Raw genomic sequence first — 11,802 nt, 5'->3', positions numbered from 1 at the left:
TAGAACCTAGAACCTAGAACCTAGAACCTAGAACCTAGAACCTAGAGGGAATTTTATGAAACTTGAAGATATCCGTCGTGAGTATTTGCAAGATGCTCTGAGCGAAGAGAATTTACTTGATGATCCATTCAAGCAATTTGAAACCTGGCTTGAGCACGCGGTAGCAAGTAAACTGCCAGATCCAACGGCGATGGTGGTGGCAACGGTTGATGAAACCGGTCAGCCTTCGCAACGTATTGTGTTGTTAAAGCATCTTGATGATAACGGGTTTGTGTTTTTTACCAATACCGGCTCGCGTAAAGCACAAGAGCTTAAAGGCAATAATAAAATCTCTTTGCATTTTCCGTGGCACCATATGGAGCGCCAAGTGATTGTTTATGGTGAAGCACAACCACTGCCAACTTCAGCGGTTGCCAAGTACTTTTTGTCACGTCCCAAAGAAAGCCAGTTAGCTGCATGGGCTTCAAAGCAAAGCCGTCCTGTATCATCGCGTAAAGTGTTGATGGAAACTTTTGCTAATATGAAAACCAAGTTTGCTAAAGGCGAAATACCATTGCCAGATTTTTGGGGGGGATACTGTGTTGTGCCAACAAAAATTGAGTTTTGGCAAGGTGGTGCACACCGCCTGCATGACCGTTTTATATATCAGCGTCAAGCTGATAACAGCTGGCAAATTACACGTTTAAACCCATAGTTTATTATGGCGTTTATTGATTCCCACTGCCATTTAGATTTTACTGAATTTGATGCCACCCGCAGCAAGCTAATTCAGCAATGTCAGCAGCTGGGGATCGAAAAATTGATCGTGCCGGGGATCACTTTGGCACAATCTCTTTCTTTATGCGCTTTTGCTAAACAGCATTCTGCAGTGCGCATCGGTGCAGGTTTACATCCTTACTTTTTAGCAGAATATCACCACAGTCATTTAGCCAAACTGACTGAGTTTACTGTGCAACATCGCCAGCAATTGGTCGCTATTGGCGAGTGTGGCATTGACCGCAGTATTGACGATATTGTTTTGCAAACTCAGATATTTGAGCACCATATCGACCTTGCTAATCAGCTTGAATTGCCATTGATTGTGCATCATCGACAAAGCCATGACCTTATTGCACAGTCATTTAAGCGCTGTAAGCCAAAATATGGTGGTGTTATACATGCTTTTTCAGGCTCATTACAACAAGCACAGTATTATATTAAACAGGGTTTTAAACTCGGGGTGGGCGGGGTGATCACTTATCAGCGAGCACAAAAAACACGTTCCGTTGTTGCTCACATAGCACCTGAACACTTACTACTTGAAACAGATGCACCTGCAATGCCGTTAGCGGGCTTTCAAGGGCAAATAAACACGCCGTTACAGTTACCCCTAGTGTTTGAGCAGTTATGTCAATTAAAGCAGATCACAACACCTTATAAGGCTGGTTTTCAAAAGCAGCTTTATGATTCGTGCTCAGAACTTTTTCGGATATAACGATTTACTTGCCAGCGCTTTAAACCACGGCCTAATTGCCAAGTAAAAATGCAGGTTATCACTAGCATTAGTAATACTTGGCGGCCTAAGTCATGAAAGCTGCTATGACTGGTTGCTACTGCTGAGCGGGTCAAGTAAGTTATTGCAACAAATCCTAGTGGGCGATCGTCATCACTGATTATCGGTTCAACAAACGGGGTTTTAAGTTTACTAATACCCGGAGTGGAGTTGGGCAGCTTACCTAAAATATGGTGAGCTTGCCAATTATCACTACTGGCGATAAGTATGCCTTGCTGATCATAAATCGTTGCAGCCAGTACAAACTCATCTTTGCTTATGCTGTTACATAAGGCTGTTAATTCAGGTTTGTTTTTTTCAAGTAGCGGCGTTTTGGCATTGAGAGCCATAAAACGAGTTAAGCTTTTTGCTGTGCTGTCGGCACTATCATAAAGCAACTGGTGGCTTTGAAAACTACCATTAACAGCAACCCAAGTCAGCAATACAAAGCATGCCGCAGCAATACTTAATCGCACTAGGCGTTGCCTAAGAGATGCTGAAATAGGGTCTTTAAGATGGTTATTTTTCATAGTCACCGTTTACGCTGCTGACAGCTTTTGTTTTTGATGTTACAACTAAGCGTAACTATAACCTTAAATCCCCCTTTATGGCGAATTAATACCAATCGACTTAAATATTTAGCCTTTCTAGCGTGCTAAATAAAGCGCTAACGGCGTTATAATTTTTTATGTAGAACAACTACATATCAAAGTTTATGCCTTGTTATCACTCTATTTATCCGTCGCTATAAATGACCAATAACCTAACACGATTGATATAATTGTTATTTTACAGGGGAGACATTAGTATCATTTTTGGAGTTATCATGACATTGGAGCGCTTTGCGAGCCTTTCATCAGAGCAGTTATCGGCACAGTTGTCGTTAGGTATGTGGTATCACTATCAAGATGCTTTATTAGTACCAACAAGCTTACCAACTGATCCGCAAGGAATGTTTAGTATTGCTTTTGCAGGGGACTTTAGCGGCCAACAACTAGCTAATATAACTAACTTTTTAGCTCAGCAGCAGTTTATTGTCAGTGCATTTTGTCGTTATCAACCAGAGCCAAACTTAAGCCCCGCACTGTGTTTTTTCAGCGAGACACCCAGTCCAAGCATTAATCCTTTGGTACTGAATGAATTTTCCCATCCATTGGGATTTCAACTTGTACAAGTTAGTAAGCCACCGATTTTAACTAAGCCCGGTTTATTAGTCATGGATATGGACTCAACCGCCATTACGATTGAATGTATTGACGAAATCGCAAGGCTTGCTGATGTATATGATGATGTCGCTGCGGTAACCGCACAAGCAATGGCTGGTAAGTTAGATTTTAGTGAAAGCTTACATCAACGAGTCGCTAAACTTGCGGGTATTGAGCAAAGCTTAATTGATGAACTAAAAAATAGTTTACCATTAATGCCAGGGATCAAAGCGCTATGCCAAGTGCTAAAGCAGCATAATTGGTATTTAGCCATTGCCTCAGGTGGCTTTGTGCCGTTTGCTGAACAAGTGCAAAAACTGCTTGAACTAGACGAAGTACATGCCAATGTTTTGGAATTTAAAGATAATAAGTTAACGGGTAAAGTGCTAGGCACGATTGTTGATGCGCAGCAAAAAGCCGTGGTGTTGAGCCAATTACAGCAACGATTAAATTTACCTACGCAACAAACAGTGGCGATTGGTGATGGTGCGAATGATTTGACCATGATGGCTGCGGCAGGACTCGGTGTTGCCGTACACGGTAAACCTAAAGTTGTTGAACAAGCCCAAGCTGCAATTTGCCAAGGCTCGCTATTACAATTGTTATATTTACTAACTATTCCTGTTGTTAAGTAACAGATTTAAGTTAGCCGTTTAAGCCAAATCTGTTTGCGCTTATTCATTTGTTCTACCAGCTCTGCGGTAAAGTCCAAATGACTAAGCGTTTCATCTGTTACATCAACCATGTCACCAACACCTGTGACTGCCCACAGTGCCTCTTCAAGATCTTTTGCTTTATGCAATGCATATTGGCTTACGTATTTTAGTTCGTTAGATAAATAATCAGTATCAGGGCGGCCAGTGCGTGAAATATAAATACGCATTATAAAGAGCAACTCAGATTTAAGACCTTTCTTTAAAAAGAGTAACTGTGGGGCATAATCTTCGCCAGCACTGCACTTGCTTTTTATAGCGTCTTCAATGGTTGATTTTTTAGGATCAAAACGAATAAATAAAGTGAAAGGTAACGGTGGATCTTGACGGCTGCGATCTTTTATAAGCGGTGTGATCACGCCATTGAGCTGCTCTGGCGATAAAAAAGCATCAATGCTGGTGGTATTATTAAGCAAGCCATAGTTTTGTAAAATGATATGCAATGGGCTAGGGTACAAGCCTTGACCGATAGCTCCTGTTTTAAAATGTGTAGCTTCTTTATGTAAATAAAACGGAAATTGGCAAACACTTTTAGTTACCATATTTCGCAGCGCTGTCGATAATCCTGGCACCTTTGGCGCTTCTTCAGATACTTTTAATTTATCTTTATTATTTTCAATTAATTGCGTAAAAAACTTTACCCCTTCGTGTGGGTTATCAGCAATACGTAAGGCTTTTAAGTTGATAGTGGTAAACGATTTACTAACCGCCATCACTTCGTACTTTAATTTACTCAGCGTATGCTTCTTGGTTATTTTTTGCAGCTCAGGCAAGCTTAATTCAACAACTTCACCTTTTTGAAAAGTAACCGGTTGGTCACACTCAATTTGCAAACCCATTATCGAAAAATCACGACTATGAGCGGTATGTGTTTGCTCATCCTGAGTTGTTAATACTGCATCTGTTTTATACAAGTAGCGTTTATGTGAGCGAAGATTTACATACTCTAAATCAACGGTTTCAAGCTTTGGTGGGGTTTTATGTTTACCGTGACCAAAGCGCTTGAGCTGATTAACTATACTTTTGTCGTAACTAAAGCTTTGGTAATGGGTTTGTTCAGCGTCTGTTCCTACAGCGGTTAAAATCACAAGATATTTTACGTCTTTGATCATTCCTTGTACGCGAGGCGTTGGTGGCTTGTTCAATTTTTCAATATCTTTGCCGGCGGTATTTGGCAAGCTCAACGGAATATATGAATCTTCAGGATGGCTTGGCATTAACTGTACTTTAAAGCATTGCCAGCTTTCTTTTTGACTACCAAAACCAAAAAATAATGCGCTTAATTGCGGCTCTGCAGTCAACTCAGTGCGCGTTGCTGAGTAATAATATACTTTTCCAGCAACCACGTGCGTAAAGGTATATAAATACTCTTCTTTAACTGGGGCTGGGTTACTTAATAACTGAGCTAAGCGTTGCTGATTTAAAATGGTGTATAAACATGACAACTTTCGCTCATCACAAAAATAACGCTGAATAAAGATATTGTTTTCAGTGGTCAGCACTAAACTTGGGTAGAGTTTATCGTTTTGCAAACTAAAAAAAGTAAATAACGAGGTAACACGGGGAATATAATACTGCTCATAGCCTTTTGAGACGACTGCATCTAAGGTGTTATCTAAATTTACTTTATAACGACGCTTATTGCCGTGAATAAAACTTTCTAAAAACTCATCAAATTTTTCGTTATTTTCTATAAAAGTACGTTTTAAGCGAATGTGATTAAATTCCGAAGAGATTTTCTCAACTGCAACAACTTCATATTGAATACCATTTTTTAAACCTAATTCAAAATCTTGCTCAAGACCAACTAGGCGCAGTCCTAATAACTGCCCTTTTTTGACTTGATAGCGCGGTGAGAGCTTTATTTTTGCGCCACTTAAAGAGATATCTGAGGTGGTTGCTGCAATGGTGTTATCTTTGCTGAGTTCTACAGTGATTTTGATTGAATAGTTCATCCGTTCTTCACGGCGACTTTCATAAGAGGCAAATTTAATAACTTGGCAATCTAATTTTTGTTCATTCTGTAATTCAGGTTGCTTAGCTTGTTCAGCAGCTTTTTTTTGCATTACACGGTGGTTATTATCGGTGTTCATTACTGCTTCGTAAACAGCAAGGGTATAACCACCATGACGTTCTATGGCTTGTTCAAATACCGCAATGGCGGTTTCATCCATAAAGTGTTGTTTGCCTTCATACTCATAAGGTTTAACTTGGCCTGTTACTTGGCCGCGTAAATCAATAAAGCGGGCGATAGGTTGTGACAAGCGCGACATTTCCATCTTGATCAAGAACTGCTCAGGTTTTGTTAAACCCGCTGTCTTCGATTTAAAGATCGTGTCAAATTTGGCATTACCTAAATATGATTTAAGCTCATCAACTAAACTTTCATATTTAAGCAGAGTGTCTTCAGTCATTTATAAAACCATCACCGTCTATTCTAAAAAGTTGGTATACTGCACATGTATTTACACACTCACTTGGTTGCTGGTTCGCAGCATGTGGGGTGTAATGAGTTACCATCTTTAATTTTTATTATTATGAGATTGCCAAATAAATGGCTCATTACTTTAGTTTATTAATCAAAAAAGCCCAAGCTAAAAAGATTAAGCAAAAAGTATGCCCTAAAGTAAAAGTGATAAACCTTGCTTTTTTATATATCTCGATTGTGGCGTTGAATTGCCTTATTGGCAAGGTCAATATTCAGCGCACCATAACGCAACCAATAAATTAAAGATCATCCTAGTATGGACATAAATGATTTCAAAATGACGAAGGTAGGCAAAAGTTAATGGCAAAAGCGGCAAAAATAGAGTTTGTTTGCACCGAATGCGGAATGAACTACCAACGCTGGCAAGGACAGTGTCGCTGCGGCGCATGGAATACCTTAGCCGAATTTAAGCCCTCAGCAGGGCAAACTAAAAAAGCAGCAACGCGCAGCGTTGTTGGCGGCTATGCTGGTGGCGTTGGCGGTGGCTCGAAAAAAATTAATGACATCGCAACCACCGAAGCCGAAAAGCAACTAACCGGTATTGGTGAACTTGACCGAGTATTATCAGGTGGCGTGACCACAGGTTCTGTGAATATTATTTCTGGCGATCCCGGAGCAGGTAAAACGACTTTATTATCGGATTTAGTCGCGCGCATGTCACAGCGTATGCCATCACTTTACTGCACCGCAGAAGAGTCGTTATCGCAATTTAAAAACCGTGTTAATCGCTTAAAACTCGATTACAACCCAGACGAATTGTATTTGTTATCAGAAACCAGTGTTGAAACCATTATCGAAGAGCTTGAAAAAAATAACATCAAGTTTGCAGTAATCGATTCTATTCAAGCAGTTGTTACTGATACCGCAAACGGCAGCCCAGGCTCACCGTCACAAGTTAAAAGTGCCGCGCAAGCGCTTACACAGTACTGCAAGCAAAATGACGTCACTATGTTTATTATTGCCCACGTAAATAAAAATAATGAAATAGCGGGGCCGCAAACTTTAGTGCATATTGTTGATGCGTTATTACATATCGACACGAACGATGGGCAAATACGTACCTTGCGCGCCAATAAAAACCGCTTTGGTGACATTGATACTGTAGGCATTTTTAGAATGTGCGAACGCGGTATGCTAAGTGTTGATAACCCCAGTGAAATATTTTTATCGGGATCAAGTACCGACTCACCCGGTTCAACCATTACTTGTATTCGAAAAGGTAACCGCAACTTGTTGCTCGAAATACAATGTTTAACCACCGAAACCGAGGCGGAGTTTCCACAGCGAGTGTGCGTAGGTTTAAATATGAACCGAATAAAAATGCTCACTGGTATTTTACGCAAGCACACTAAAACCAAAATCTTTCATGATACGTTTTTTAATATTGTTGGCGGGCTGAGAATTGATGAAACCGAAACCTGTATCGATTTAGCCTTAGTGACTGCCTTACTCAGTAGCTTAAATGAGTTTGTTGTACCGCGTACCACCTGCATAATGGGGGAGCTGAGTTTAAACGGTGACGTACGGCCAATCGACAGTGGCGTGCCACGCGTTAAAGAAGCTGCCCAACATGGTTTTACCGAAATATTTATTCCATTTCGTAATTACCATAAATCAATGGAAGGGCTGGGCGCTAAAATAACCCCAGTTAAAACAGTGCATGAACTGCTAAGTTTAATTAATTAGCCACGCTCAAAAAAGTGCAAATCAATTTGCACTTACTTATGCTAGGCCTTATCAAAGGTATTATTGAATGATACGCTTAGCAAAATCTTAAGTCTAAAGCCGTTAGAGACTAAGCTAAATAACAACGGTGATAATAGAAATCGTAATAAGGAAATAGAATGAAAAAACTCGCAATTGTTGCTGTTGCTGTTGTTGTCGTTGCGGCTATCGGTGGTGTTAGCTATGCAAATCATGCACTGACTCAAGAAGTTAAAGTAGAAGTTGATCGTCAGCTTGCATTAATGAGCCAGCAAATGGGTGTAACAGCCAGTTATGAAGATATTTCGGCCAGCGTGCTTGGGCAAAGTGTTGAAATATCAAATATGCAAATCACTGGGTTTGATCAGCAGCCGGTTGCTAATATTGCGAGCATTGAAGTGGCGGGATACGAAGTAGATAAAATTGCTCCTCGTACCGAGTTGAGCATAAAAAACTTTACCTTCAGTGAGCATTTTTTAGCGCAGTTACCACCAGACGCTAACAATAAACTCGCTGCTGCTAGTTATGATCTTCATACATTGATGAACTATGATGAAAAATCAGGTGATAGTGATATCGACTTTGCGCTTAATGCTAAAAATATTGTAGGCCTTAATTTTAACCTCGGTCTAGCAAAGTCAACCGCATTGATGAATGCTTCATTGGCGCTGAGCAAAATGCAGCAACAACTAGGTAGTCAACAGCCGACTTTAGAGCAGCAATTACAGCAACAAACCTTACTAATGGAGGCGCTTGCAGAGCTTGAACCACGCAGCATCGAAATTGCCCTCAATAACGAAGGTGAATTTAAAGCACTCGTTGAACAAACGCTTGAAAAGCAAGGTATGACGCTGGAGCAAATGCAGCAAATGGTCAACATGCAGCTACAACAAGCGCCAGTCAGCGAGGCGCTGAGTGAAGCGATTAAAAACTTCACGCAAGGTTTAAGCTCATTAACCGTGTCAGCAAGCTTGCCAGCAGGGCAAACCATGACCGAAATTAACCAACAGATCTTCACCCTAATGGGGCAACCAGAAGAACTGGCAGAGTTTATAAATTTAAAAGCGAAGGGCGAATAGCTCTTAGAGCTATAAGTTGTATGCCTTAAGCGGTAAGTTTAAGACAAAATACAGTTTTGAGTTATTTTAAAGCGCGAGTTAATCTCGCGCTTTTTTATTGGCGATTCGGGGGAGGGACTAGTATTTAGGCGCTAGGAACTAGGAAAAACCAAAGCAGGTCGGCGTAAAATTTATTATCGTAGGTTGTGGTTCAGAGCAACGAAACTCAACGGTGAAAATTAAAGTTTAGAGATGGTTTCAAGTGGGAAACTGACGTTGATATAGGTTTAGGATAATAACTCATTGAATAATCAAGCTGTTGTTTGCTCCCATATTCAGGAACATGAGCGACACGCGTGTCTTTATCTGCTTTATTTTCCTGTATTCATAAACAGTTTTTGAATTTTTTTTCAACAACTCGCGGGTTTATTTCTTGTGATTTACAATAACAAAATAACAACAAAGATAAATCCCTTGATTTACATTTAGATACAGAGTTAGACTGAAAGTATTAAAAAACTCAAAGGATTTTCTGTCTGCAACTTGTGGGTTTAGATCCTTTGAATAAGCTGTTATATGCCTAGGGAAGATCGGTGCCTAAAATTCTAATCGAAGGCTTTGAAAACTTGAATAAAGTCGCTATGAGTAAGGCTATAAACTCAAATACGCCATTTAATCTCAAAGAGTCCAAAGCAATCACTGATAAGTTGTTAGCTAATGGTATTGTAGAGATACCGATAGAGGCATCATTCAATGTTGTGGGTTTGTTATCTGCGTTGAATTCAGCAAATGCTAACGTAAAGTTTGCAGAGTAATCGGCATATAACAAATGAATAATGTCGTTCGTAAACTCACTGGGAATTTTACTCGCTGGCCTTCGGCCAAAACGCTCCTAAAATCCCCATATTCAAAGCGTTAGGTGTAATCTAGGCTCATGGTAGAAATTGCAGTGAATTATAAATACCCAGAGGAATTAGAGTTCTTTGATAAGGGATTCGGTTTATCTGATGAGAATGATCCCGATGAGGGCTTGTTTTCTTATATCTATATTTATGAAGATGGTAGTGAGCTTATCGTCACCCATTCTCCATTTGGCAATATATCATTTAGTGCCAAGCTGATATCAAAAGGTATCGTGGTATTTAATATCTACCAAGAGTACGTGTCGGAGATAGCCTTTCAAGCATGGAGTGATGAGAAAGTTATTCGGTTATATTGCAATGCCAAGGGCATAGATACTGAGTTTAGAGTGTATTATTTACCTCAACCGAGAATATATGTCGCAAACACCTAACAATACGTGCAACGCTGACAATTTAAAGCGTCGCTTGAAAAGCAGCAACACTTTAAATCGCAGGTTCACTCTGCGTTAGCAGTCAATCAAGTATGAATATTGAAATAGAAAACTATTGGGAATTGTTGGCTTTACATAAGTCCTTAATGGCCGTTAAATTTGATCAAAATTCATGTTTGCGTGAGGCTCAAGGGTCGCCCTATACGGGCAGCTTGGCATTTAAAGTGTTTGATCAATTGGTAGCTGCAAGCAATGAAAAACAAGCTGCGGATTGGATAAAGTGGCAAAAGGCTGATGATTCTCGTATAGAAACACAGCTACTACACAAGCATATAAAAGAATCTGAGTGGTGGGCGGATTCAGATCAAAGTCAAAAAGAAAAGTATGTTCGTGATTTTATGGCTCCTCTAATTCTTAAGGAGCGGGTGTTCAATGAAATCACCAAAAACTGCTAACAAAACAATCAACCGGACTCCGCTAAGCGTGGTTCGCTTTGCTCACAATACCACGCTTAGCTCCGCTCGGTTATTGTGGCGTTAGGATCTAATGCAAATACTTACGTTTTTCCTGCTAATTCTGCTTGCACTTCCAAGCAACTCGCAAACATATGCTATCTACGATAGGGAAACTGCTGAAGCTAAGGTTGCTCCTGTTTTGAATGCTTTAAAGGAAGGGGTTAGGACGAAAAATGTAGAACTATTTAGTAGCTATATTTTTTTCCCATTAAATATTAGTAGTGCCCAAGTAATTACAAAGGATGATGCTTTACCTATTAAGCCTCAAAAAATATTAACTAAAGAGGAGTTGCAGCAAAGATTTGATGAAATTTTTACTGATACCCTCATAGATTTAATTAACTGTATTACACCTCAAAATATGATTTACGATAAATATAAAGGGTTTGATGCAGCATATGGGGCAATTTGGTTTTTCGATATTGTCTATGAAGACTCAGGGAAAAGGCTCTACGCACTATCAAGCCTTTCCCATGAAAAAAATGCAACCAATAAATGGCTGGATCAGAATTGCAAAACTCAATAGCAGATCCTAACAAGTTAAATCATCGGAAAACCACTCGCTGCGCTCGCGTTTTCCGCTGTTTAAAGCGTTATGTTGCCCCGATAAATTTAGCTATCGTAGAGTGAAAAATGATAAGAAAATACAACGATAATGACTTAGATTCGATTCTTGAAATCTGGTTGACTGCTTCGATGAAAGCTCACGATTTTGTCTCAGCTGAATTTTGGAAATCCCAAGTTGATAATATGCGTAATATTTACCTTCCAGCTTCAGAGATATGCGTTTATGAAATGGATTCTAAAGTTGTTGGTTTTTACGCATTGTATGAAAGTAATCTGGCAGCGATATTTGTAGATCCTGACTTACAAGGTAAAGGTATTGGTAAGCAATTGCTGACCCATGCAAGATCGCAAAGAGTCATGCTTACTCTTTCTGTGTACAAAGAAAATCAGGCAAGTTATCAGTTTTATCTGTCTCAAGGTTTTAATGTGATTAGTGAGCAAGTTGATGAATATACAGGCCATTTAGAGTACACAATGAGTACGGGCACATAACAAACGGTTCAAGAGGGACAACCAACGCGTGGGATTTTTACTATACGTTGGTTTCTGTGGTTACGGTGTTATGCGGAAAGTTGGTAGTAGCGTTGGCTGCCCCTTAAGCGGGCGTTGAGGCTGTAGAATTACTCTTTCTAGGAACTGATTTTACATATTCGGCTTGATTGTTTTCTAACCTTGAATCTACCTGTCCGCTGTGATCTAATAGATATTATTCACCCACGGTAAATTG

At 39.9% G+C, this 11,802-nt stretch carries 12 protein-coding genes; 10 read left to right on the top strand and 2 right to left on the bottom strand.

Annotation, left to right across the window (positions count from 1 at the left end; genetic code table 11):
• Positions 1–55 precede the first annotated feature (55 nt).
• Positions 56–694 (top strand): pyridoxamine 5'-phosphate oxidase, encoded by a 639-nt coding sequence (pdxH, locus tag H5158_RS21600; protein WP_145235507.1) that lies wholly within the window; start codon positions 56–58, stop codon positions 692–694.
• 6 nt (positions 695–700) lie between these two features.
• The gene (locus H5158_RS21595; protein ID WP_182731505.1) at positions 701–1,474 is read left to right on the top strand and encodes a TatD family hydrolase; all 774 of its coding nucleotides are present in this window, start codon (positions 701–703) and stop codon (positions 1,472–1,474) included.
• Here the strand turns inward: H5158_RS21595 and H5158_RS21590 are convergent.
• Positions 1,441–2,061, bottom strand: coding sequence for an AhpA/YtjB family protein (locus tag H5158_RS21590; protein ID WP_182740876.1), 621 nt, complete (start codon positions 2,059–2,061; stop codon positions 1,441–1,443). The two genes, H5158_RS21595 and H5158_RS21590, sit on opposite strands and share 34 nt — an antisense overlap.
• 296 nt (positions 2,062–2,357) lie before the next feature.
• On the opposite strand from H5158_RS21590, the gene serB reads away from it, so the two are divergent.
• Positions 2,358–3,371: a phosphoserine phosphatase SerB gene (gene serB, locus H5158_RS21585; RefSeq protein WP_182740875.1), complete on the top strand. Its 1,014-nt coding sequence runs from the start codon at positions 2,358–2,360 to the stop codon at positions 3,369–3,371.
• A gap of 5 nt (positions 3,372–3,376) precedes the next feature.
• On the opposite strand, the gene H5158_RS21580 is transcribed toward serB, so the two are convergent.
• Positions 3,377–5,863, bottom strand: coding sequence for a PilZ domain-containing protein (locus H5158_RS21580; protein WP_182740874.1), 2,487 nt, complete (start codon positions 5,861–5,863; stop codon positions 3,377–3,379).
• A gap of 374 nt (positions 5,864–6,237) precedes the next feature.
• Between H5158_RS21580 and radA the strand changes: the two genes are divergently transcribed.
• The 7 genes from radA to H5158_RS21545 all read left to right on the top strand — a co-directional run bounded on the left by radA (position 6,238) and on the right by H5158_RS21545 (position 11,567).
• Positions 6,238–7,623 carry a DNA repair protein RadA gene (gene radA / locus H5158_RS21575; protein ID WP_145235514.1) on the top strand — a complete coding sequence of 462 codons (1,386 nt, stop codon included), beginning with the start codon at positions 6,238–6,240 and terminating at the stop codon, positions 7,621–7,623.
• Positions 7,624–7,781: 158 nt separating this feature from the next.
• A complete protein-coding gene (locus tag H5158_RS21570; protein WP_182740873.1) occupies positions 7,782–8,720 on the top strand; it encodes a hypothetical protein in 939 nt (312 codons plus the stop codon).
• 572 nt (positions 8,721–9,292) lie between these two features.
• Positions 9,293–9,514 carry a hypothetical protein gene (locus H5158_RS21565; RefSeq protein WP_182740872.1) on the top strand — a complete coding sequence of 74 codons (222 nt, stop codon included), beginning with the start codon at positions 9,293–9,295 and terminating at the stop codon, positions 9,512–9,514.
• Positions 9,515–9,633: 119 nt separating this feature from the next.
• Positions 9,634–9,993, top strand: coding sequence for a hypothetical protein (locus H5158_RS21560; RefSeq protein ID WP_182740871.1), 360 nt, complete (start codon positions 9,634–9,636; stop codon positions 9,991–9,993).
• A gap of 92 nt (positions 9,994–10,085) precedes the next feature.
• Positions 10,086–10,448 (top strand): hypothetical protein, encoded by a 363-nt coding sequence (locus H5158_RS21555; protein WP_145242954.1) that lies wholly within the window; start codon positions 10,086–10,088, stop codon positions 10,446–10,448.
• 91 nt (positions 10,449–10,539) lie between these two features.
• A complete protein-coding gene (locus H5158_RS21550) occupies positions 10,540–11,034 on the top strand; it encodes a hypothetical protein (protein ID WP_182740870.1) in 495 nt (164 codons plus the stop codon).
• A gap of 107 nt (positions 11,035–11,141) precedes the next feature.
• Entirely contained in the window at positions 11,142–11,567 is a 426-nt protein-coding gene (locus H5158_RS21545) for an N-acetyltransferase (RefSeq protein WP_144231923.1), read from the top strand.
• The last annotated feature ends 235 nt before the right edge of the window (positions 11,568–11,802 follow it).

Source organism: Pseudoalteromonas sp. SR45-6 (genome assembly GCF_014163545.1).
GTDB lineage: Bacteria > Pseudomonadota > Gammaproteobacteria > Enterobacterales > Alteromonadaceae > Pseudoalteromonas > Pseudoalteromonas rhizosphaerae.
The sequence above is the reverse complement of the archived record's forward strand: the minus strand, read 5'-3'. Positions and strand labels throughout refer to the sequence as shown.

Coding starts and splice junctions, on each gene's coding strand:
- pdxH (WP_145235507.1), top strand. CDS start 56: ATGAAACTTGAAGATATCCGTCGTGAGTATTTGCAAGATGCTCTGAGC.
- H5158_RS21595 (WP_182731505.1), top strand. CDS start 701: ATGGCGTTTATTGATTCCCACTGCCATTTAGATTTTACTGAATTTGAT.
- H5158_RS21590 (WP_182740876.1), bottom strand. CDS start 2,061: ATGAAAAATAACCATCTTAAAGACCCTATTTCAGCATCTCTTAGGCAA.
- serB (WP_182740875.1), top strand. CDS start 2,358: ATGACATTGGAGCGCTTTGCGAGCCTTTCATCAGAGCAGTTATCGGCA.
- H5158_RS21580 (WP_182740874.1), bottom strand. CDS start 5,863: ATGACTGAAGACACTCTGCTTAAATATGAAAGTTTAGTTGATGAGCTT.
- radA (WP_145235514.1), top strand. CDS start 6,238: ATGGCAAAAGCGGCAAAAATAGAGTTTGTTTGCACCGAATGCGGAATG.
- H5158_RS21570 (WP_182740873.1), top strand. CDS start 7,782: ATGAAAAAACTCGCAATTGTTGCTGTTGCTGTTGTTGTCGTTGCGGCT.
- H5158_RS21560 (WP_182740871.1), top strand. CDS start 9,634: ATGGTAGAAATTGCAGTGAATTATAAATACCCAGAGGAATTAGAGTTC.
- H5158_RS21555 (WP_145242954.1), top strand. CDS start 10,086: ATGAATATTGAAATAGAAAACTATTGGGAATTGTTGGCTTTACATAAG.
- H5158_RS21550 (WP_182740870.1), top strand. CDS start 10,540: ATGCAAATACTTACGTTTTTCCTGCTAATTCTGCTTGCACTTCCAAGC.
- H5158_RS21545 (WP_144231923.1), top strand. CDS start 11,142: ATGATAAGAAAATACAACGATAATGACTTAGATTCGATTCTTGAAATC.